The organism is Williamsia sp. Y721 (assembly GCF_059683565.1).
The window spans coordinates 716762-739354 of record NZ_JCASNH010000003.1 but is presented as its reverse complement, the minus strand read 5'-3'; the positions used below and the strand labels follow the sequence as shown (position 1 = coordinate 739354).

18 protein-coding genes are annotated in these 22593 nt (G+C 65.3%); 16 read left to right on the top strand and 2 right to left on the bottom strand.

The annotated features are described in order from the left end of the window. Positions 1-13 precede the first annotated feature (13 nt). From infB to AC56PL_RS18110, 11 genes are all read left to right on the top strand, one after another. Positions 14-2995: a translation initiation factor IF-2 gene (gene infB / locus AC56PL_RS18160; protein WP_497154659.1), complete on the top strand. Its 2982-nt coding sequence runs from the start codon at positions 14-16 to the stop codon at positions 2993-2995. An 18-nt stretch (positions 2996-3013) separates the two neighbouring features. After that, positions 3014-3304 carry a DUF503 domain-containing protein gene (locus AC56PL_RS18155; RefSeq protein WP_482139128.1) on the top strand — a complete coding sequence of 97 codons (291 nt, stop codon included), beginning with the start codon at positions 3014-3016 and terminating at the stop codon, positions 3302-3304. Positions 3305-3402: 98 nt separating this feature from the next. Continuing rightward, a complete protein-coding gene (rbfA, locus tag AC56PL_RS18150; RefSeq protein ID WP_495516716.1) occupies positions 3403-3888 on the top strand; it encodes a 30S ribosome-binding factor RbfA in 486 nt (161 codons plus the stop codon). Further along, a complete protein-coding gene (locus tag AC56PL_RS18145; RefSeq protein ID WP_497154658.1) occupies positions 3885-4859 on the top strand; it encodes a DHH family phosphoesterase in 975 nt (324 codons plus the stop codon). Before rbfA ends, AC56PL_RS18145 begins: the two co-directional genes overlap by 4 nt. Further along, positions 4856-6238 (top strand): MATE family efflux transporter, encoded by a 1383-nt coding sequence (locus tag AC56PL_RS18140; protein WP_497154657.1) that lies wholly within the window; start codon positions 4856-4858, stop codon positions 6236-6238. Before AC56PL_RS18145 ends, AC56PL_RS18140 begins: the two co-directional genes overlap by 4 nt. Positions 6239-6274: 36 nt before the next feature. Further along, on the top strand, positions 6275-8872 hold the full coding sequence (locus tag AC56PL_RS18135) for a LuxR C-terminal-related transcriptional regulator (protein ID WP_497154656.1): 2598 nt from the start codon (positions 6275-6277) through the stop codon (positions 8870-8872). A 26-nt stretch (positions 8873-8898) separates the two neighbouring features. Then, positions 8899-10074: a phospholipase effector Tle1 domain-containing protein gene (locus tag AC56PL_RS18130; RefSeq protein WP_495516712.1), complete on the top strand. Its 1176-nt coding sequence runs from the start codon at positions 8899-8901 to the stop codon at positions 10072-10074. A gap of 58 nt (positions 10075-10132) precedes the next feature. Continuing rightward, complete coding sequence (locus AC56PL_RS18125; protein ID WP_495516711.1) at positions 10133-11125, top strand: metallophosphoesterase; 993 nt, start codon at positions 10133-10135, stop codon at positions 11123-11125. Next, positions 11122-11778, top strand: coding sequence for a 4'-phosphopantetheinyl transferase superfamily protein (locus tag AC56PL_RS18120; protein WP_495516710.1), 657 nt, complete (start codon positions 11122-11124; stop codon positions 11776-11778). Before AC56PL_RS18125 ends, AC56PL_RS18120 begins: the two co-directional genes overlap by 4 nt. Next, on the top strand, positions 11775-12713 hold the full coding sequence (gene truB, locus AC56PL_RS18115) for a tRNA pseudouridine(55) synthase TruB (RefSeq protein WP_495516709.1): 939 nt from the start codon (positions 11775-11777) through the stop codon (positions 12711-12713). Before AC56PL_RS18120 ends, truB begins: the two co-directional genes overlap by 4 nt. Before the next feature lie 29 nt (positions 12714-12742). After that, on the top strand, positions 12743-13264 hold the full coding sequence (locus tag AC56PL_RS18110) for a P-loop NTPase family protein (RefSeq protein WP_495516708.1): 522 nt from the start codon (positions 12743-12745) through the stop codon (positions 13262-13264). On the opposite strand, the gene AC56PL_RS18105 is transcribed toward AC56PL_RS18110, so the two are convergent. Next, positions 13261-13959: a metal-dependent transcriptional regulator gene (locus tag AC56PL_RS18105; RefSeq protein ID WP_482139884.1), complete on the bottom strand. Its 699-nt coding sequence runs from the start codon at positions 13957-13959 to the stop codon at positions 13261-13263. The two genes, AC56PL_RS18110 and AC56PL_RS18105, sit on opposite strands and share 4 nt — an antisense overlap. A 163-nt stretch (positions 13960-14122) precedes the next feature. Here AC56PL_RS18105 and AC56PL_RS18100 point away from each other — a divergent pair, with 163 nt between their 5' ends. The 5 genes from AC56PL_RS18100 to AC56PL_RS18080 all read left to right on the top strand — a co-directional run bounded on the left by AC56PL_RS18100 (position 14123) and on the right by AC56PL_RS18080 (position 21394). Next, complete coding sequence (locus AC56PL_RS18100; RefSeq protein WP_495516707.1) at positions 14123-15079, top strand: bifunctional riboflavin kinase/FAD synthetase; 957 nt, start codon at positions 14123-14125, stop codon at positions 15077-15079. Positions 15080-15251: 172 nt separating this feature from the next. Then, entirely contained in the window at positions 15252-15521 is a 270-nt protein-coding gene (gene rpsO / locus AC56PL_RS18095; RefSeq protein ID WP_482139146.1) for a 30S ribosomal protein S15, read from the top strand. Positions 15522-15874: 353 nt separating this feature from the next. Further along, positions 15875-18148: a polyribonucleotide nucleotidyltransferase gene (locus AC56PL_RS18090; RefSeq protein WP_495516706.1), complete on the top strand. Its 2274-nt coding sequence runs from the start codon at positions 15875-15877 to the stop codon at positions 18146-18148. Positions 18149-18183: 35 nt separating this feature from the next. Continuing rightward, positions 18184-19482: an insulinase family protein gene (locus AC56PL_RS18085; protein ID WP_495516705.1), complete on the top strand. Its 1299-nt coding sequence runs from the start codon at positions 18184-18186 to the stop codon at positions 19480-19482. Positions 19483-19525: 43 nt separating this feature from the next. Beyond that, entirely contained in the window at positions 19526-21394 is a 1869-nt protein-coding gene (locus AC56PL_RS18080; protein WP_495516704.1) for a putative nucleotidyltransferase substrate binding domain-containing protein, read from the top strand. Here the strand turns inward: AC56PL_RS18080 and ald are convergent. Then, a complete protein-coding gene (ald, locus tag AC56PL_RS18075) occupies positions 21377-22489 on the bottom strand; it encodes an alanine dehydrogenase (RefSeq protein WP_495516703.1) in 1113 nt (370 codons plus the stop codon). The two genes, AC56PL_RS18080 and ald, sit on opposite strands and share 18 nt — an antisense overlap. Positions 22490-22593: the final 104 nt, after the last annotated feature.

Here is a 22593-nt window from a genome sequence, read left to right as displayed (position 1 = left end):
AGTGAGGAGAGCAGTGGCAGGCAAGGCCCGCGTGCATGAATTGGCCAAGGAACTGGGAGTGACAAGCAAGGAAGTGCTTGCACGTCTCAGCGAGCAGGGCGAGTTCGTAAAATCTGCGTCGTCGACCGTTGAGGCCCCCGTGGCCCGGCGACTTCGCCAGTCCTTCCCAGGACAGGACACCCCCGCCGGTAACGCCGGGGGACAATCAGGATCCGCCGGAGGCAACGCCCCGGCCGGAAAACCATCACCGGCAAAACCGGGCGCAGCGCGTCCGGGACCGGTATCCACAAGCAATGCAGGTGCTCCGGCAGCACCGTCCACCGGTGCCAAGCCCGGTGCACAGCGGCCGACCCCTGCGCCGAAGGCAGCTCCGACCCCGGCCCCGCGCCCCGCTGCGCAGACTCCGGCCCCGTCGAAGCCCGTCTCGAGCGCACCGGCGCCGAGTGCACCCGCACCGGCAACACCGGCAACACCGGCCAAGAGCACTCCCGCTCCGGCCGCGCCCGAAGCCCCGGCCGCAGCAGCCCCGGCTGCCGCAGCTCCTTCGCGTCCGGCTCAGGCACCGCGCCCCGGTGGCCCCAAGCCCGGCCCGCGTGCACCGCGTGTCGGCAACAACCCTTATTCGAGTGCAGCACCGGTAGAGCGCCCCGCTGCACGTCCGGCACCGGGTGCCGGTGGACCCCGCCCAGGTGGGGGACAGCGTCCCGGCGCCGGTGGTGCAGCCGCCGGTGGTGGCCGTCCGGCCCCAGGTCAGGGTGGTCCTCGTCCCGCACCGGGACAGGGCGGACCTCGTCCTAGCCCCGGCAGCATGCCTCCTCGCCCCAACCCGGGTGCGATGCCGGCACGTTCGGCACGTCCCAGCGGTCCCGGTGGACCCGGCGGCGCTCGTGGTGGACCCGGCGCAGGCCGCGGTGGACCCGGTGGCGGCGGCGGTCGTCCCGGCGGCGCAGGCGGTGGCGGTGGCTACCGTGGTGGACCCGGTGGTGGCGGCGGTGGAGCTCCGACCGGTGCTCCGACCGGAGGCCCTCCCGGTGGATTCCGGGGTCGTCCCGGTGGCGGTGGCCGTGGTCGCGGCGGTGCAGCCGGCGCGTTCGGTCGCCCCGGTGGTGCCGTTCGTCGTGGCCGCAAGTCGAAGCGGGCAAAACGCGCCGAGTACGAGAGCATGCAGGCTCCCGCAGTCGGCGGCGTCCGGTTGCCACGTGGCAACGGTGAAACCATTCGCCTTGCTCGTGGAGCTTCGCTGTCCGACTTCGCAGACAAGATCAATGCGAACCCGGCAGCACTTGTGCAGGCCTTGTTCAACCTCGGCGAGATGGTCACGGCGACCGAGTCGGTCAACGACGAGACGCTGGAGCTGCTCGGCGGCGAGATGAACTACACCGTCCAGGTCGTCAGCCCGGAAGACGAAGATCGCGAACTGCTCGACTCCTTCGACCTCACCTATGGCGAGGACGCAGGTGGCGAGGAAGATCTCGAGCAGCGTCCGCCGGTGGTGACCGTCATGGGTCACGTCGATCACGGTAAGACCCGACTGCTCGACACGATCCGTAAGGCCAACGTCCGTGAGGGCGAGGCCGGCGGCATCACGCAGCACATCGGTGCCTACCAGGTCCTCACCGAACTGGACGGCAACGAGCGCCTGGTCACCTTCATCGACACCCCCGGTCACGAGGCGTTCACCGCCATGCGTGCCCGTGGTGCGAAGGCCACCGACATCGCGATCCTCGTGGTCGCGGCCGACGACGGTGTCATGCCGCAGACGGTCGAGGCGATCAACCACGCACAGGCGGCCGACGTGCCGATCGTCGTGGCGGTCAACAAGATCGACAAGGAAGGCGCCGATCCGCAGAAGATCCGTGCCCAGCTCACCGAATACGGGCTGGTCGCAGAAGACTTCGGCGGCGAGACGATGTTCGTCGACATCTCGGCCAAGCAGGGCACCAACATCGACGCACTGCTCGAAGCAGTGCTGCTGACCGCGGATGCCTCGCTCGACCTGCGGGCCAACCCGGACATGGACGCGCAGGGTGTTGCCATCGAGGCGCACCTCGACCGCGGTCGTGGCCCGGTGGCCACCGTGCTCATCCAGCGCGGAACGCTCCACGTCGGCGACTCGATCGTTGCCGGTGACGCTTACGGACGCGTTCGTCGAATGGTCGACGAGCACGGCGAAGACGTCACCGCGGCATTGCCGTCGCGTCCCGTCCAGGTCATCGGCTTCACGTCGGTCCCCGGTGCAGGCGACAACCTGCTCGTGGTCGACGAGGACCGGATCGCCCGGCAGATCGCCGACCGCCGCAATGCGCGTAAGCGCAACGCGCTGGCCGCACGTAGCCGCAAGCGGATCAGCCTGGAAGATCTGGATTCGGCACTGAAGGAGCACTCGCAGCTGAACCTGATCCTCAAGGGCGACAACTCGGGAACCGTGGAAGCCCTCGAAGAGGCACTCATGGGTATCGAGATCGACGACGAGGTGCAGTTGCGCGTCATCGACCGCGGTGTCGGTGGCGTCACCGAGACCAACGTCAACCTGGCGTCGGCGTCGAACGCGATCATCATCGGGTTCAATGTCCGGGCCGAGGGCAAGGCGACGGAGCTGGCGAACCGCGAAGGCGTGGACATCCGGTACTACTCGGTGATCTACCAGGCCATCGACGAGATCCAGAGCGCGCTGAAGGGTCTGCTCAAGCCGGTCTACGAAGAGGTCGAGCTGGGCCGGGCGGATATCCGTGCGATCTTCCGGTCGTCCAAGGTCGGCAACATCGCCGGCTGTCTGGTCACCTCGGGCATCATGCGGCGTAACGCCAAGGCGCGTCTGCTGCGTGACAACAAGGTCGTCGCCGAGAACCTCACCATCTCCTCGCTCAAGCGTGAGAAGGAAGATGTCACCGAGGTTCGCGACGGTTACGAATGTGGTCTGACGATTACGTACAACGACATCAAGGTCGACGACGTCATCGAGACCTACGAGTTGCGGGAGAAGGCACGGGACTGATAGTCCCGGCAGGCTGAGATGTTCGTCGGTTCACTGGAAATCGACCTACTGCTCGGCGACATCCACTCACTCAAGCAGAAGCGCTCAGTGGTGCGACCCATCGTCGCATCACTGGCGCGTCTGCGGGTGTCGGTCGCCGAGGTCGACGATCATGACCTTCACCGCCGTGCCCGTATCGGTGTCGCCGCAGTTGCCGGCGACACCCGGCACGTCGGCGAGGTGCTCGACGCCTGCGAGGCCTTGGTCTCGGGTCGCCCCGAGATCGAAGTACTGTCGGTTCGACGCACTGTTCGCGGCAGCGACGATTGAGACTGTTCGCGGCTGCGACAACGACGAGTTGCGGATGAGAGACAATGGGTGGTCCGGCCGGCGGCCGGATACACCGGAAACCAGGAGAGTGAGCTGCCATGGCAGACCCAGCACGGGCACAGCGGCTGGCCAAGCGGATCTCGACGATCGTCGCGTCGGCGATCGCGGGTGAGATCAAGGATCCCCGGCTCGCCTATGTGACGGTGACCGACGCCAAGGTCACCGGCGACCTCCACGAGGCAACGATTTTTTACACGGTGATGGGCCCCTCGCTTGATACACCGCCCGACTATTCGTCCGCGGCGGCCGGATTGGCCAAGGCCACCGGTGTCCTGCGGTCCAAAGTCGGGGCGGGAACCGGTGTGCGGTTCACCCCGACGCTGACCTTTGTGCTCGACCGGATCCCGGACACCGCACGGGAGATGGAAGAGCTCCTCGAGCGTGCCCGTCTTCAGGACGAAGAGGTGGCCCGACTTGCGCGGGATGCCGCTCCGGCCGGTGACGCCGATCCATACCGTGAACCACGCGCCGATGATGACGATGAGGATTCCGGGGACGAAGCCACGGGCTCAGGCGAGCGGTGAGTAGCGCACCGGTTCCGACCGACCCGGTGTTGCGCTCTGTCGCAGCAGTGTTGTCCGCGGCTCCGGAGGTCACGGTTCTCTGCCATACCCGGCCCGACGCCGACACGATCGGCAGTGGTCTGGCAATGGCGGATGCGTTGCGGCAGTTGGGTGCTGTCGTCGAGGTCAGTTTTGCCGGACCGACGGAGCTGCCGACAGCACTGGCCCAACTACCCGGCGCAGATCTGATCATCGACCCCGCGGATATTGTCGGCTATCCCGTGGTGGTCGCAGTCGACTGTGCGAGCATCTACCGCCTCGACGCGCTTTCGACGGTGGTCGAGGCGGCGACGCATTCGATCGTCGTCGATCACCACGTGTCCAATGCCGGCTTCGGAACGATCAATTACATTGATCCTCAAGCTGATTGCACCGCAGAGCTCGTCTTGTCGATCATCGATGCGCTCGGTGTCGGTGTGGGGCTCGACATGGCGACCTGCATCTACGCCGGCGTTGTCACGGACACCGGTTCCTTCAAGTGGGGCCGGCCGAAGTCGCACCTGATCGCTGCGCGAATGCTCGAGGTCGGTGTCGACGGTCGGCGATGGACCAGGACTCTGCTCGACACCCACAGATTTGGCTGGCTCGCCATGGTCGCCGCCGCACTCGAATCCGCGGTTCTGGTGAAGTCGGCCTTTGACGGACTCGGACTGGTGTACGCCGTGGTCGACCATGCTTCCGCTGCCGAATTGGGCTGGGAAGAAAGCGAAAGCGTGGTCGACATCGTCCGGACCACCGCTGAAGCGGAAGTCGCAGTGGTGTTCAAAGAATCTTCCCCCGGTCAGTGGACTGTGTCGATGAGGGCGAAGTCGAAGGTTGATCTGGTGCCGATCGCACTGACGCATGGTGGCGGTGGTCATCAGCTCGCGGCCGGTTTCGGAGCCTCCGGGACCGCTGCCGAGGTGGTCGAGCAGTTCCTCGCCTCCGTGTGAGTACGGAATCCGGAGCGTCCGGGGTCGCTGAATTCGCACCAGAAGTCAATCCGACCAATAGGCGGATCCTGCGACTGTCGATGTCGGCCCTGGTGGTCTTGATCGCCGAACCGCTGTATCTGATGCTCGACCTGGCTGTGGTCGGCCGGCTCGGTGGGACCGATCTGGCCGCACTGGGTGTAGGGGTTCTGGTGCTGGGGGTGGTCAGTACCCAGCTGACGTTCTTGTCGTATGGGACAACTGCGCGCGCCGCACAGAAGTTCGGTGCGGGTGATCGAGCCGGCGCCGTGTTCGAAGGTATGCAGGCGTCCTGGATCGCGCTCGGGGTGGGAACCGCCATTGTTGCGGTGGTCCAGCTCGGTGCGCCATGGATTCTGGACGCGTTGACCGGTGGCGGGTCGGTGGCGCAGGAGGCGACCGCGTGGCTTCGGATCGCGGTGTGCGGGGTGCCACTGATCTTGTTGTCGATGGCAGGCAACGGGTGGATGCGAGGTGTGCAGGAGACCCGCCGTCCGATTGTGTATGTGGTTGTCGGGCTCGGTATTTCAGCTGTTCTGTGTCCACTGCTGGTACACGGACTGCTGGGTGCACCCGAGATGGGCCTGGAGGGCAGCGCGGTCGCGAACGTGATCGGGCAGGGCGTGGCCGGGGTGTTGTTCGCGGTACGTGTGCTCGCCGAATGTACGCGAGAACACGTGCCGAGTCGTCGGCCCCGGTGGTCGGTCATTATTTCGCAATTGGCATTGGGGCGTGACCTGATTCTGCGGAGTCTGTCATTCCAGATCTGCTTTCTGTCGGCTGCCGCGGTGGCCAGTCGCTTCGGGGTTGCGGCGGTGGCCTCGCATCAGTTGGTGCTGCAGCTGTGGAACTTTGTCGCGCTGTTGCTCGATTCGTTTGCGATCGCTGCCCAGGCGCTGGTCGGTGCGGCGCTTGGTGCCGGTGCGATTCCGGCCGCCTGGCGGGTCACCCGCCGCGTGACCCAGTGGTCGGTCGGGGTGTCGATCGTGCTGGCCGCGCTGTTTGCGCTGGGGAGTTCGCTGGTGCCGAAGATCTTCACCTCCGATCCCGATGTGCTCGATGCGGTCAGCACACCCTGGTGGTTCTTCGTCGCGATGTTGCCGGTTGCCGGCGTGGTGTTCGCTCTTGACGGCGTACTCCTTGGCAGCGCGGATGCGGCATTCCTGCGAAATGCGACATTGGCCTGTGCACTGTTCGGGTTCTTTCCGTTGATCTGGTTGTCGCTGATCTTCGACTGGGGTCTGGCCGGAATCTGGTCGGGATTGGTTGTGTTCATGGCACTTCGACTGATCACGGGCGTGTGGCGGGTCCGTGGTGGCCGGTGGACTGCGGTGGCGAACGGGCATTCACCGCAAAGTTAACCTCCAACCTGGGTATTTGCGGCCTAGTATTTATCCGTGGCTCGCACATGGCCGTTGATAGAACGCGAGCGGGAGTTCAAGACGATCCAATCGGCTCTCGCGTCCGAGGCACCAGACCTCGGTGTTGTCCTCACGGGTGAACCCGGCGTGGGCAAGACCACTCTGGCGCGCTACGCCACCGGCACGATGTCGGGGCAGGTGCGCTGGGTGGCCGGAACCGAATCGGCTCGGAGCATCCCGTTGGGTGCGTTTGCCCATCTCGTCGGGCCTGCGACGTCGACCGATCCGGTCACATTCATGTCCGCGGCGCGTGCAGCCCTGCTGGCGGGGGGCGACACGGTGATCGGTGTCGACGACGCGCACCTGCTCGACGAGCTGTCCGCGACGTTGCTGCATCAGCTCGCCATCGACCGGGCGGTCCGGATCATCGCGACCGTGCGCAGCGGTGAAGTGGTTCCCGATGCGGTGACCTCACTCTGGAAAGACCGGCACCTGGTGCGTCTGGTGCTCTCACCGTTTTCCAAGGAGCAGAGTGTCGAGCTGATCGAATCGGTCCTCGGCGGCCACCTCGAGGGTCTGAGCGCGGACGTGATCTGGGACGCCTCCGGCGGTAACGCCCTGTTTTTGCACCACCTGGTGGAAGGCGCGTTGGACTCCGGTGCGTTGCGCCAGGTTCGGGGTGTGTGGCAGTTGCGGGGGCGGGCCGCGGTCACATCCGAGCTGGCATCGTTGCTCGAGAGCCGGATCGATCAGCTCGACGACTCGTCGCTGCAGGTGCTCAAGCTTCTGACGTTCTGCGAGCCGTTGGACATGGACGTCCTGAGTGAACTGGTCGGCGACGCCGCGGTCGACGACGCCGAGGCCCGAGGACTGATCCGGGTCGCGCGCGAGGGTTCGCGGTTCAACGTCCACTACACACATCCGCTGTTCGGCGATGTGATCCGTCGCCGGCTCGGTATCGCGTCGTCACGCCGGCTGCGTGGTCAATTGGTGAAAGCACTGGCCGGCCGGGAGGTCGGCGGCCCGGCGGAGCGGATCCGGTTGGCGGAGCTCTCGCTCGACAGTGACGAGACGGTGGACGCCGAGTTGCTCTGCCGAGCGGCCAACGATGCGATCATGTTGGCGAATGTGCCGTTGGGTGAACGTTTTGCGAACGCGGCGCTCGATGCCGGTGGCGGGCTCACCGCAGCGAATCTGCTTGCCCGGGCGCTGCTTTGGCAGGGGCGGACCGAAGCCGCGGAGAAGACTCTCACCGCGTTCGACCCGGACGAGATGGATCCGGTGCAGCTGGTGCAGTGGGGGTTGACCCGAATCAGCAATCTGCTGTGGTCGATGGGCGAGAGCCGTCGAGCTGATGAGGTGCTCGCGCTGGTGTCCGATCGGATCGACGATCCTGCGCTGGAGCAGGTGGTCGACGGCATCGCGTCGGCCTGCGCACTGTTCGAAGGGCGCCTGGACGAGGCCATCGAGCGGTCGCAGCGCGTACTCGGGGCGCCGCAGACATCTCCCTGGGCGCTCGAATGGGCCTGCTTTGGTGGTGGATGGGCGCGGGCACTGAGTGGACATGGCTCCGAGGTCGCCGAAATCTCCGCCCGCGGCCGGGAGGTGGAACTGAAGATCGATGGCCTGCTGAAGTTCATGGCCGGATACGGCGGCGTCATGGGCTTGGTCTACACCGGGCGATTTGACGAGGCCGAGAAAGAGGCAGGTCGCAATCTGCAGTTCACTGCGGCGGGGCAGTTCCTGGGCTGGGCGATAGCCAACATCGTGATGGGTCTGGTGGATCTGGCCCGAGGTCGCCTGGAGTCGGCCGCCGGCCGCTTCGAACAGTCTCTGGCCGCCCTTGAGACCACCTCGGCTGCGGCCTGGACCTTTCCAGCCAGAATTATGGTGTCCCAATGCTATTCGGCGCTGGGTCGTGATGCCGATGCGCTTCGCGTCCTGACCGACGCCCAGCAGCGCAGTGGTCGCTACGTGAGCGTGTTCGGCCCGCAGGTCCAGCTCACCGCGGCGTGGCTCGCCGCGGCACAGGGGGTGACCGGCGAAGCGATTTCGGAGGCCCGCGCGGCGGCCGAGCAGGCAGCCGATGCCGGGCAGTTCAGCATCGAGGCCGAGGCCCTGCATGCCGCGGCCCGGTTCGGCGACGAGACCGCGGCACCGCGGCTGACCGAACTGGCAGGTCAGATCGACGGTGTACTCGTCGGTGCGTACGCACGTCATGCTGCTGCGGTAGCCGCAGGCGATGGTGCGGCACTGGACGCCAGCGTCGACGAGTTCGCGCAGATCGGTGCGCTCGTATCCGCCGCAGACGCAGCTGCGCAGGCCGCCACCGTCCACGACACCGCAGGCGAACGGGCAGCGATGGCGGCGTCGGCGTCCACTGCGGCCCGGCTCTCCGCAGAATGTGGTGGGCTGCGCACACCGGCGATGATTGCGGCCGCCCATCCGTTGCCGCTGACCGCCCGCGAACGCGAGATCGCCACGCTGGTCGCGGCAGGTTTGTCGAACAAGGCGATCGCCGAGCGGTTGACGGTGTCTGTGCGCACCGTCGAAGGACACATCTACCGGGCATGCACCAAACTCGATCTCTCTGACCGCGCGGACTTGGCGACGTTGCTGAAAAACGAGAACTGACAACTGCTTCGGGGGAGGGCATAGACGTGAAGAACCTGGTCGTGTGCTGTGACGGCACATGGAAGAACGCCGATGACAAGGACGTCTCGAACATCGAGAAGATCGCCAGGGCGATAGAAACCACACCGAAAGACCATCCCGTCCAGATCGTCTACTACGCCGCCGGAGTCGGTACCGGTGCCACGCGATTCGAGAAGCTCGTCGGTGGTGCATTCGGGCTGGGACTCGACGCGGCGATCGTCGGGGCCTACCGGTTCCTGTCATTGAATTACGAAAAAGAAGACCAGATCTATGTGTTCGGATTCAGTCGCGGCGCATACACGGCGCGGAGTCTGGTGGGGATGATCGATGCGATCGGCCTGCTCAAACCCGATGGACTGGCGGAGAACAAACTGTCGAAAGTGATGCCGCTCTATCGGGGACGACCGGCCGAGGGTGAGAAGCCCACCCCCGAATGGTCTGAGGATGTAGCCGATTTCCAGACCGACTGCTACGACCAGAATGACGTCATCGTTCGATTCCTCGGCGTGTTCGACACCGTCGGAACCCTGGGTGTTCCGGGTGTGACACGCCGGAACTACCGCTTTCACAACGTGTCGCTGACACCCCAGGTCGCGACCGCCAGGCACGCCTTGGCAATTCACGAGCGCCGGCGGGCTTTCGCGCCGGCCCTGTGGACGGAGAACAAGAAAAAGAAGGCGACCCCCGACGTCAAACAGATCTGGTTCGACGGTGTGCACAGCGATGTCGGCGGGGGCTACGAGCAGTGCGAGCTGGCGAACAGATCGCTCAAGTGGATGGTCGCCGAGGCACGCGCAGCGGGGCTGGTGTTCGCGGACAATCGGCTCGTCACCGAGCCGCAGGATGTGATGCTGCACAAGACTCTGAAAGTTCCCTACCGGGTACTGAACGCACTGGGTGCGATGGTCGATTCGCTGACGCCTGCGAAACGGTTCGGATCACGATTCCAGCGCGGATGGCGGATACTCGAACGCAGCGCCGGGACGTATCAGGACGCCGACGTCGCCGTCGATCTGGCTGACGATGTGTATCGGCGGTGGGTTGTCGAGAACGGTGGCTCGCTGCCGGTCGCCGGTGTCAAGTGGTGGATCGACGGCGTCGGTGACGACCGGTATCAAACCGTCGCAGCACAGCTGACGACGCGGGCCGCCGAAGAGCCCGGACACACCACCGTGGTGTAGTCGGCTACCCTCGCGTGTTGGGGCAAACCGCCCCCGGCAGGCGCGCGAAGGGATATTCATGGCGACATTGTGGGCGATCAGTGACCTACATGTCGCACATCGCGGCAACGAATCGGTGATCGACAGGATCCAGCCGCAAGGTGAAGGTGACTGGCTCATCGTCGCCGGTGACGTGAGTGAGCGCACCGATGACCTCTCTGACACGCTGCGTCGCCTGAAGGCGAGGTTCGAGACCGTGATCTGGGTTCCGGGCAACCATGAGCTGTACACCACAGCCAAAGACCCGATGCAGATCTTCGGGGTGGCGCGATACGACTACCTCGTCCAGATGTGCCGCGACCTCGGCGTCGTGACGCCCGAAGACATCTACCCGCTGTTCGATGCCGGTGACGGGTCGACCCCGGTCCGCGTGGTCCCGATGTTCCTGTTGTACGACTACACCTTTCGGCCGGCAGGAACCACGAACAAGCTCCAGGCGCTGGCTGTGGCCCGCGAGAACAACGTGGTGGCCACCGATGAGTTCCTGCTCTCGCCCGAGCCCTACCCGACCCGTGACGCATGGGGACGCGCCCGGATCGAGCAGACCCGAAAGCGGTTGGATCAACTCGATCGGACCGAGCCCAAGGTACTCATCAACCACTGGCCGTTGCGGCGCGAACCGACCGACGCGCTCATGTACCCCGAGTTCGCGTTGTGGTGTGGCAGTGAGCTGACCGACGACTGGCACACGCGGTACAACGCGTCGTGCTGCGTGTACGGACACCTGCACATCCCACGGACCACCTGGTACGACGACGTCCGCTTCGAAGAGGTCTCGGTCGGCTACCCCCGCGAATGGAACCGTCGTGGTCTGCCCGAACCCTTGCTCCGCAAGATTGCACCCGACGAGGGTCTGCGGCCCGAGCACCTGCCCGAACACGGTGCCCGGTTCGAATTGCCACCCGACTATCGGGAGCGGGCTGCGGAGTTCGCCGAACAATTGACGCGCAAGCGTGAGGACATCAAGGCGCGCAGAGCGCAGCGTGACGAGAATCGAGGCGGGACACCATGATCGAAAAGCTGTTGCCCTCCGGGGTTGCGGTGGCCGAATCGTTTGGTGAGATGCCCGATCTTGCACCCTTGGCCGCCGAGGCCGGGTTGATTGCGCGGGCTGTCGAAAAGCGTCGCAAGGAATTCGTCACCACGAGAAACTGTGCACGAGAAGCTCTGGGCCAGTTGGGTATCGAGCCGGTGCCGATCATGCGCGGTGAGAAGGGTGAGCCACTGTGGCCGCGTCAGGTCGTCGGCAGCCTGACCCACTGTGACGGCTATCGCGCCGCCATCGCGGGATATGCGATGCAGGTGCGGTCGCTGGGTATGGATGCCGAACCGCACGCACCGCTGCCCGAAGGGGTGCTCGACGCGGTGAGTCTGGAACCCGAACGGGAGGTCTTGGCGGCACGGGATGATTCAGTCCACTGGGATCGACTCCTGTTCTGCGCCAAGGAGGCAACGTACAAGGCCTGGTTTCCGCTGACCAAACGATGGCTCGGTTTCGAGGACGCACACATCACTTTTCAACAGACAGAAACGGGGACCATGGGCACGTTTCGCAGCGATCTGCTCGTCGACGGTGCCACGATCGACGGAGGTGAGCCGCTTCTCGGGTTCGACGGCCGGTGGCTTGTCGAGGGCGGACTGATCATCGCGGTGATCTCGCTGTGAGCACCTTGAGTTCGGGTCTCGACGGTGCCGGACTGCTGATCGTCGACAAAGCCCAGGGGCTGACCAGCCACGACGTGGTCTCCAAGTGCCGAAAATTGCTCAAGACCAGGAAGGTCGGCCACGCAGGCACACTTGATCCGATGGCCACCGGCGTGCTGGTGATCGGGGTCGAGCGGGCCACCAAGATGCTGGGTCTGCTGTCCCTGACCACCAAGGCGTACACGGCGACCATCCGCCTCGGGGCGGCAACGGACACCGATGATGCCGAGGGGCAGGTCATTTCGTCGACCGACGCCGGGCACATCGACGTCGGCCAGATCGTCGAACAGGTCGAGGCCCTGACCGGGGACATCAGCCAGATCCCGGCGCGGGTCAGCGCCATCAAGGTCGACGGCCGTCGGGCGCATGCACTGGCCCGCGACGGTGCCGAGTTCGAATTGAAGGCCAGGCCGGTCACCGTGTCCCGTTTCGAGGTCGGTCAGGTCCGCCCGGTGCCGCCCGGCGACAACGATCCCGATGGGGTCACCTACACCGATGTCGATGTCGAGGTCGAATGCTCGGCCGGCACGTACATCCGGTCACTGGCCCGCGATCTCGGAAGCGCACTGGGCGTCGGGGGACACCTGACGGCCCTGCGCCGCACCAGGGTTGGGCCGTTCGGGCTGGATGTCGCCCGCACGCTCGAAGAACTCGCCGATGACCCGGGTGTCTCGCTCGACATCGACGCGGCCGCACAGTTCGCCTTCCCGCATAGGAACATCACCGCCGAAGAGGCCGAATCGATCAGCCAGGGCCGTTGGTTGGAGCCCCTCGGTCTGGAGGGCACCTACGCCGCCATCGACCCGGACGGTCACACGATCGCATTGCTACAGGAGAAGGGCCGTCGCGCCAGTTCGGTCATGGTGGTGCGGCCCGCGACCCTGCGCGGGCATTGAGCGCCGGGCGACGCCCGAAACGCGTTCTGGTGGCGGGGGTATCGGGGAGCGGCAAGACGACACTCGCCGGTCAGATCTCGGCTCTCATAGGTGCGCCCCACACGGAGATCGACGCGCTGTTCCATGGCCCGGATTGGACACCGCGGCCGGAGTTCCTGAGCGATGTCCGAGCCCTGGTGGACACCGACGCGTGGGTCACGGAGTGGCAGTACGAGGTTGCTCGCCGGATGCTCGTGGAGCATGCGGATCTTCTGGTCTGGCTCGATCTCCCGTTCTGGCGCACCACATTTCCGCGACTGCTGCGGCGTACGGTGCGGCGGAGGGTGCGACGCGAACTGCTCTGGAACGGGAATATCGAACCGCCGCTGTACACGATCTTCACCGAGCGGGTGCACGTGCTTCGCTGGGCCGTGGCAACACGAAAGAAGTACACGGATCTCGTGCCGGTTCTCGCTTCGGAGTTTCCGCACCTTGTCGTCGTCCGGTTGCGTTCGCAACGTGAGGTCGACCGGTGGCTTGCGGGGCCGCTACTGCGCCGGCAGACCCGCTAGGCGGTGACGAGCCAGATCGCCCGGGCGGCAATGTCTCCCAGGTCGATGGGTGTGCCTTCGTCGATGCTGATCTCGATGGTGCCGGCGAAGGGCCGCAGTTCGCGGATGGTGACCTTGCGGTCGAGAGCGATACCGACGGAATCGAAGTAGCGCAGCATCTCTGGATCGGTATCGGCGATCCGCGCGATGCGTCCCCCGGCCCCGACTTCTAGATCGGCCAACAGTGAGGCATCCGGGGTGGGGACCGAACCGTCTATGGACGGAATGGGATCGCCGTGCGGGTCGCGGGTCGGGTGATCGAGTTTGATGTCCAGGCGTGCCATGAACCGGTCGGAGACCGCGTGTTCGAGAACCTCGGCCTCGTCGTGGACCTCGTCCCAGCTGTAACCGAGTTCTCGGACGAGGAAGGTCTCGAGCAGACGGTGGCGGCGGACCATCAGGATCGCGGCGGTACGGCCGGTGTCGGTCAAGGTGATCGACCCGTAGCGCTCATGCACCACCAGGCCCTGGTCGGCGAGTTTGCGGATCGCTTCAGAGGCCGTGGAGGGGGACACACCGAGCTTTTCGGCCAGCATCTTGGTGGTTATCTTCTCGGGCTTCCATTCCTGCCCGGTCCAGATGACCTTCAGATAGTCCTGGGTGACCGTCGACAGCTCGGAAACCGCCTTCAGTCCGGCCAGGGTGGCGGCGTCCACCGTGGATTCGGAGGGGGTCTCTGAAGAGGGCACCGACCGAGTTTATGACGACCGACTGGGATCTGTGTCATTGCCGCACCAACAACGCATCGTTTCTGTGCTCACGAAGGGGCAGAGAGTGTGCGCTGTCGCACCGGTCGGTGCGGGGTCGTAGGCTTGTGCGGTGTTGCGTTGGCGAGGGCTCGACGATATCCCCGCGGACTGGGGCAGATGTGTGGTCACGATCGGCGTTTTCGACGGCGTCCATCGTGGACATGCGCAATTGATCACCAGGGCCATCCGGGCGGCCAAAGAACGTGGCGTGCCCGCTGTCCTGATGACATTTGATCCCCATCCGGCCGAAGTCGTGCGTCCGGGAACCCATCCGCCGCAGCTCTCGACCCTGACGCGGCGCGCCGAACTGGCCGAAGAGCTCGGTATCGACGTCTTTTGCGTCATGCCGTTCACGCCTGTCCTGGCCGCACAGACACCCAAGGATTTCGCGCACGAGGTGCTCGTGGAGCGGTTGCATGCCCAAGTTGTGGTCGTCGGTGACAATTTCACGTTCGGTAAGAAGGCGGCAGGCAACGTCGAGACACTGCGCAAGTTCGGCGAGCGATTCGGCTTCGAGGTCGAGGCGGTCTCGCTCCTCGGAGAACACGCGGTCACGTTGTCGTCCACGTACATCCGGTCCTGTGTCGATGCCGGTGACGTCGCGACGGCCACCGAAGCGCTCGGACGGCCACATCGCGTCGAAGGTGTTGTCGTGCGCGGCGACGGCCGTGGCCGCGACCTCGGATTCCCGACGGCCAACATCGCCCCGCCGATGTATTCGGCCATCCCGGCCGACGGTGTGTACGCCGCCTGGTTCACGGTCCTCGGCGCCGGTCCGGTGGTTGGCCAGGTCGAACCGGGGGAGAGCTACCGAGCAGCGGTGTCGGTGGGTACCAACCCGTCGTTCTCCGGCCGTACCCGGACCATCGAGGCGTATGTCCTCGACACCTCGGCCGATCTGTACGGCCAGCACGTGGCGGTCGACTTCGTCGCCCGCATCCGAGGTCAGGCGAAGTACGACGAGGTCTCGAACCTGACCGACCAGATCTCCGCAGATGTGGACCAGACCCGACTGCTGCTCCCGTAGCCCTGCCGACAGCCGGTCCCTTCGCGACGATTTGGCCGGGCGGTCCCGCCGCCGGTAGAGTTGTCCGTTGGTGTGCGCTGCGGTTCGCGGTGGCCGCACCGGTTCATGCGGCGTTCGAAAGACCGCCGGGTGTTCTCACACTCACGCGCGATCGTCATAACCAGGAGTTTTTGTGGCACTGACCGTTGAAGAAAAGAAGACCATTCTCGCCGAGTACGGCTTGCATGAGACCGACACCGGATCCCCCGAGGCTCAGGTCGCAATGCTGACCAAGCGGATCGTCGATCTCACCGAGCACCTCAAAGAGCACAAGCATGACCACCACAGCCGTCGTGGCCTGCTGCTGCTCGTCGGTAAGCGCCGCCGGTTGCTCAAGTACGTCGCCAAGGTCGATGTGCAGCGTTACCGCACGCTGATCGAGCGCCTGGGTCTGCGCCGCTAGTTGCCGACGGCGACTCGCCCCGGCGATTCGCCAGGTAAAGCGCCTCTGACCGGCCAGGCCGGACAGATGTAAACCCCAAGATCGTCAAAGCCGAGGATGTCAAGTGATATCCTCGGCTTGGCTTTTGTGTCAGGAAAATGTTCGTCTGTGCGTCCGCACTGGTGAGCGGTCTTCGGTAGTGGCTCCCGGAACGTAGGTACGTTCGTCCGGCGGCTTCGATCGACGGCCGTCACACGGCGACAGCCGCACATTCTCCTGGCGCAGGGCCTACTCGCGTGTGTTTGCCCGCGAGCCGGCCGACTGTTTGCAGGTCGGTCGCGAACCTGAAAGCCAACAGTAGGAGATTCCCACACATGACCGACGTCACCAGCACAGACGCTGTGGAGTACGACGACGAGATCACCGAAGCGACCGCCATCATCGACAATGGCACCTTCGGCACCCGCACCATCCGTTTCGAGACCGGACGTCTCGCGCAGCAGGCAGCCGGCGCAGTTGTCGCCTACCTCGACGAAGAGACCATGCTGCTCTCGGCCACCAGCGCCGGCAAGCACCCGAAAGAACAGTTCGACTTCTTCCCGCTGACGGTTGACGTCGAAGAGCGGATGTACGCCGCAGGCCGCATCCCCGGATCGTTCTTCCGCCGCGAAGGCCGTCCGTCCACCGACGCGATCCTGACCTGCCGCCTGATCGACCGGCCGCTGCGCCCGTCGTTCGTCGACGGCCTGCGTAACGAGATCCAGGTTGTCGTCACCATCCTGAGCCTCGATCCCAAAGACCTGTACGACGTCGTCGCGATCAACGCGGCTTCTGCGTCCACCCAGATCGCCGGACTGCCGTTCTCCGGACCTGTCGGTGGCGTCCGCGTCGCCCTCATCCCGACCGACGAGAACAAGGCCGGCCAGTGGGTTGCATTCCCCACCGTCGAGCAGCTCGAAGGCGCAGTCTTCGACATGGTTGTCGCCGGCCGCATCGTCTCCGGTGAAGGTGACAGCGCCGACGTCGCGATCATGATGGTCGAGGCCGAGGCCACCGACAACGTGATCGAGCTCATCGAAGGTGGCGCCCAGGCGCCGACCGAGGCGATTGTCGCCGAGGGCCTCGAGGCAGCCAAGCCGTTCATCGCCCGCCTCTGTGAAGCACAGCAGAAGCTGGCCGCCGAGGCTTCCAAGCCCACCGGCGACTTCCCGCTGTTCCCGCCGTACGGCGACGACGTCTTCGCCGCTGTCGAAGCTGCCGGAGCCGCGCGTCTCGGAGAGATCCTGAGCATTGCGGGCAAGTCCGAGCGCGACGACAAGACCGATGAGCTCAAGTCGGACATCTTGACCGACCTCGCAGGCAAGTTCGAAGGCCGCGAGAAGGAGATCGGCGCTGCATTCCGCTCGCTGACCAAGAAGCTCGTGCGCAAGCGCATCCTGACCGACCACTTCCGGATCGACGGACGCGGTGTCACCGACATCCGTTCGCTGTCCGCCGAGGTCGCGATCATCCCGCGTGCACACGGCAGTGCCCTGTTCGAGCGCGGCGAGACCCAGATCCTGGGCATCACCACCCTCGACATGGTCAAGATGGCCCAGCAGGTCGATTCGCTCGGACCCGAGACCAGCAAGCGCTACATGCACCACTACAACTTCCCGCCGTACTCGACCGGTGAAACCGGTCGCGTCGGTTCGCCGAAGCGTCGCGAGATCGGGCACGGCGCACTTGCCGAGCGCGCTTTGATGCCGGTGCTGCCGACCGTCGCGGAATTCCCGTACGCCATCCGCCAGGTGTCCGAGGCGCTCAGCTCCAACGGATCAACCTCGATGGGTTCGGTCTGCGCATCGACGATGTCGCTGCTGAACGCCGGTGTTCCCCTGCGGGCGCCGGTTGCCGGTATCGCCATGGGCCTGGTCACCGACGAGGTCGACGGACAGACCCGTTACGTGGCACTGACCGACATCCTCGGCGCCGAAGATGCCTTCGGTGACATGGACTTCAAGGTCGCAGGCACCAAGGACTTCGTGACGGCCCTGCAGCTCGACACCAAGCTCGACGGCATCCCTTCGAGTGTCTTGGCTTCGGCGCTGGCACAGGCGAAGGACGCACGGAGCACCATCCTCGAGGTCATGGCCGAGGCCATCGACGCACCCGACGAGATGAGCCCGTACGCTCCGCGCGTCACCACGGTCAAGGTCCCTGTCGACAAGATCGGCGAGGTCATCGGGCCCAAGGGCAAGATGATCAACTCGATCACCGAGCAGACCGGTGCGAACATCTCCATCGAAGACGACGGCACCGTGTTCGTCGGCGCCACCGATGGACCGTCTGCCCAGGCCGCGATCGACATGATCAACGCCATCGCCAACCCGCAGCTGCCCAAGGTGGGCGAGCGGTTCCTCGGAACCGTCGTCAAGACGACCACCTTCGGTGCGTTCGTCTCGCTGCTTCCGGGCCGCGACGGCCTCGTCCACATCTCGAAGCTGGGCAAGGGCAAGCGGATCAGCAAGGTCGAAGACGTTGTCAACGTCGGCGAGAAGATCCGCGTCGAGATCGCCGACATCGACGATCGCGGCAAGATCAGCCTGGTCCCCGTCGAAGACGAGGCCGCTGCTCCCGCCGACGCTGCTGCAGAGGCGAAAGCCTGAGCCGCACAGCAGATTTAACCGGGACGCATAAGTCTGTGTCCTCAGTTACCCACCGGGCAGTACGGAGATCCGTACTGCCCGGTGGGCTCCGGGTGGTCACCGAGTATCTTCCTGGCGTGCGTTCGGCGTCGGTGGGACTGTGGGTCGCGGTTGGATCTAGAGACGAGAAGCCCTCGGTCGCCGGGGCCGCACATTTCCTTGAACACCTGTTGTTCAAGTCGACGCCGACCCGGTCTGCGGCGAACACCGCGCAGCAGATCGATGCAATCGGCGGAGAACTCAATGCCTTCACCGGCAAAGAGCAGACCTGCTACTACGCCCACGTCCTCGACGAGCACATGGCAACAGCCATCGACATCGTCGCCGACGTCGTCCTGCGGGGCGAATGCCGAACCGAGGATGTCGGGATCGAGCGGGCGGTGGTCCTCGAAGAGATCGCCATGCGCGACGACGATCCCGAGGATCTGCTCGCCGACCTGTTCATGACGGCGATGTACGGCAATCATCCGCTCGGACGGCCGGTCATCGGTTCGGCCGAGTCGATCACGTCGATGACGCGCACGCAGGTGCGTTCCTTCCATCAGCGCCGCTACACCCCCGACAAGATGGTTTTGTCGGTCGCGGGCAACGTCGACCACGCCGAGGTTCTTGCCGCCGCCCGCGCGACGTTCGCCGGACATCTCGACAAGGAAGCAAAACCGGCACCGATTCGATTGGGTGCCAAGGCGATCGGCGGCCGACCCACGCTCGAGGTGTCCTATCGCGACTCCGAGCAGGCGCACCTGTTGCTCGGTGTGCGCGCGCCGGGTCGTGGCAGTGGCGACCGATGGGCACTGTCGGTCCTCAACACCGCAGTCGGTGGGGGACTGAGTTCCCGGCTCTTCCAAGAGATTCGGGAAGCCCGGGGCCTGGCCTATTCGGTGTATTCGTCGGTCGATTCGTTCGCCGACGTCGGTGCGTTCTCGGTGTATGCGGGCTGCTCGCCGGACCATCTCGCCGAGGTCACGTCGGTCATGACCACGATCCTGACCGAGGTGGCAGAACACGGGATCACCGCAGAAGAGCTCGCCCGTGCCAAGGGGTCGCTCCGCGGGGCGATGGTCCTGGGCCTGGAGGACTCGCAGTCCCGGATGCACCGCAATGGTCGCGGTGAGATCAATTACGGCAAGCGGATGACCGTCGACGAGGCGTTGCGCAAGATCGATCGCGTCAGCGCTGCCGACACCACCAGGGTCGCCAGGGAACTGCTCGGACAACCCTTCGGTGCGGCTGTGATCGGTCCGTACCGCAACCACCGTCAGCTACCGAAGTCATTGACCTCGCTGGTGCACTGACGGGCGTTGCGCGCTGTGGTCGGCGACCTGGCACGATTACGCCATGACGTCGATCGCCGAGTTCCTCTCCGGGTACCCGCCCTTTGATGCGCTCTCCGGCGACGAGTTGGCGGCGATCGCTGCCGCGTCGCGGATGGAAGACCACGGGTCCGGCAGCACGATCATGAACGGCTTCACCGAGCCGATCGAAGAGCTTGCGGTGGTGGTTTCCGGGCAGGTCGAGCTGTGGAACTCTCCCGATCACAAACCCGACGGACCCGACGAGATCCTGGGTCCGGGCGGGGTTTTCGGCTACTCGGGAATGCTCACCGGATCGTCCATCGGACCGCTGGCGCTTGCGGCCGGCCCGGTGCGGGTCTGCCGGATTCCGGGCCACACGGTGCGGCCGGTCTTCTCGTCACTGGCCGGTGCGGAGTTCTTGGCACGCAAGCTCACGGTCGCGCAACGCGCAGACTCACCGTTGGTCAGCAACTTCGGGACTGTGGACGAACTCATCCGGACGCCGCCGGTGGTGGGGACCGCCGATATGACCGTCCAGCAGGCCGCGCAGAAGATCACCGAACACCACAGCGGCTATATCGTGATCCCGTGTCCGGACGGCCGGTTCGGGGTACTGACCGACCGTGACATCCGTGCCCGCGTGGTGGCGACAGGGGCGGACCTGTCTCAGCCGGTCCATCAGGTGATGTCCTATCCGGCGGTCACGGCACTGACGACGGCCTCGGCATCCGATGTCCTGGTGGACATCTTGGACCGTGGGGTCACGTGCGTACCGGTGATCGATCCACACGGGACGTTGCGCGGTGTGGTCGTTCCGGAGGACTTCGTCAATGCACCGGCCGGCGCCGGTGTCTCCCTCCGCGAACAGATCGCGCGCGCCGACTCTTTCGACACGCTGGCCGAGCGGGGGCGGCGGATGCGTTATGTGGCGGCCGATCTCCTGCGCCGGGGACGGCCGTCGTATGAGGTGACCGCAGTCCTGTCCGTGCTGACTGACGCGGTGGTCCGGCGGGCGTTGGAGATCGTGCTGAACTCGCGTCCCGACCTCGACCCGGCCGCGCTGACCTGGCTGTCGTTGGGTAGCAACGCACGTCGGGAGTCGGTGCTCAGTTCCGACGTAGATTCGGCGGTCTCGTTCGACGAGTCGGTGTCCGACCCCGAACAGATCGCCGCCTACCGGAGCGCGTTCGCCGATGTCGGCGACGTGCTGCGCGGCAGTGGACTCGGCGTCGACACCAACGGTGCCACTGCGGACATGCCGCTGTTCTCCAGAACCCACGGGCAATGGCGCGAGGTTGCCGAACAGTGGCTCGAGTCCCCGCTCGACAACAAGGGGATGATCCTGGCGTCGTTGCTGCTCGACGGCCGTCCGATCTGGGGCGACCCGGGTGCGACCGCGGTCTCCGAGGTGTTCCGTGATCTGCGCCGACATCCGGGCACGATGCGGCTGTTGCTTGCCGAATCACTGTCCTACAAGGCGAAATTGCGGTCGATGCGCGACGTGCTGGCGCGGCGGGGCGGAACGTTCGATATCAAGGGTCATGCCCTGGTTCCGGTGATCAACATCGCCCGGTGGGCAGCGCTGAGCGTTCAGAGCCCCGAACTCGGAACCCGCGCGCGGCTCTCGGCGGCCGCCGGGAGCGCAATGCTCAGCGAGGACAACGCGAACACGCTCATCGAGGTGTTCGAGGTGCTGCAGAAGATTCGTCTGACCTACCAGGTCGCGCAGCTCGATCATGGTGAGGCGGCATCGGACGTACTGACCATGCAACGCCTTTCGCCGCTGGACCGCAGCCTTGTCGGACAAGCGGTCCGGGAGGTGTCGGCAGTCCAGCGGCGAATGGACAATATGTCTCACTACATGTCGGTCCGGCAATGGGCCGGGCCGGACGGGTCAGATCCGCAGGGGTGAGACGCCCAGCGGGATGTCGAGAGCTTCGCAGACGTGCGGGCAGAGCAATTCACCCTGATGGGTGGACAAACCCTTGGCCAGTGCCGGATCTCGGCGCAAGGCTTCGGTCCAGCCGAGATCCGCGAGGCGCAGGACATAGGGGAGGGTCGCGCCGGTCAGTGCCATCGTCGAGGTGCGGGCCACCGACCCGGGCATGTTGGCCACGCAATAGAAGACCGAATCGTGAACCATGAACGTCGGGTCGTCGTGTGTGGTCGGCCGGGAATCCTCGAAGCAGCCGCCCTGGTCGATGGCGATGTCGACAAACACCGATCCGGGCTTGCACTGTGCCACCAGGGAATTGGAGACCAGGACCGGCGCCTTCGCGCCGGGCACCAATACGGCTCCGATGACGAGGTCGGCCTGCTTGACCGCCTCGTCGAGGTCGAACGTGGTGCTGTAACGGGTGTGGACCCGACCGCCCCAACGCGCGTCGATGGCACGGAGTTTGGTGATGTCGAGGTCGAAGACGGTGACCTCGGCGCCCATCCCAACCGCGATCGTGGCCGCATTGACGCCGCTGACGCCGCCGCCGATGACAACAACCTCCGCCGGAACGGTCCCGGGGACGCCGCCCATCAGCACGCCGCGACCGCCGGCCGAGCGCATCAGATGGTAAGCGCCGACCTGCGGGGCGAGTCGTCCGGCGACCTCGCTCATCGGGGCGAGCAACGGCAGTGATCCGTCGGCCGCCTGCACGGTCTCATAGGCGATAGAGGTGGTGCCGGACTTCAAGAGGGCTTCGGTGCAGTCGCGCCCGGCGGCGAGGTGCAGGTAGGTGAAGAGCGTCTGGCCCTCGCGCATGAGTTCGTATTCGGAGGCGATCGGCTCTTTGACCTTGAGCAGCAACTCTGCCTGTTCCCACACCTCGCGGGCGGTGCCGAGGATCTGCGCGCCTGCCTCCTTGAAATCTGTGTCGGCGATGGCCGATCCGGTGCCGGCTTCGTGCTCGATGATCACTTCGTGGCCGCGCCGGGTGAGTTCGGCAACTCCTGCCGGTGTGATGGCGACTCGGAACTCGTTGTTCTTGATCTCGCGTGGGATGCCGACGCGCATGAATAGCTCCTCGATGGTGGTGGGATCGGCCTCACACCAGCGTGAAGAAACAGCGGAAAGTCTGCAAGATCAGTGATAAAGATTCTCAAACAGCTAGCCTTTGG

Excerpts from the sequence above, each read along its gene's own strand:
- AC56PL_RS18125 (WP_495516711.1), top strand. The coding sequence starts at position 10,133 with ATGGCGACATTGTGGGCGATCAGTGACCTACATGTCGCACATCGCGGC.
- AC56PL_RS18090 (WP_495516706.1), top strand. The coding sequence starts at position 15,875 with ATGACCGACGTCACCAGCACAGACGCTGTGGAGTACGACGACGAGATC.
- rbfA (WP_495516716.1), top strand. The coding sequence starts at position 3,403 with ATGGCAGACCCAGCACGGGCACAGCGGCTGGCCAAGCGGATCTCGACG.
- AC56PL_RS18120 (WP_495516710.1), top strand. The coding sequence starts at position 11,122 with ATGATCGAAAAGCTGTTGCCCTCCGGGGTTGCGGTGGCCGAATCGTTT.
- AC56PL_RS18155 (WP_482139128.1), top strand. The coding sequence starts at position 3,014 with ATGTTCGTCGGTTCACTGGAAATCGACCTACTGCTCGGCGACATCCAC.
- AC56PL_RS18080 (WP_495516704.1), top strand. The coding sequence starts at position 19,526 with ATGACGTCGATCGCCGAGTTCCTCTCCGGGTACCCGCCCTTTGATGCG.
- ald (WP_495516703.1), bottom strand. The coding sequence starts at position 22,489 with ATGCGCGTCGGCATCCCACGCGAGATCAAGAACAACGAGTTCCGAGTC.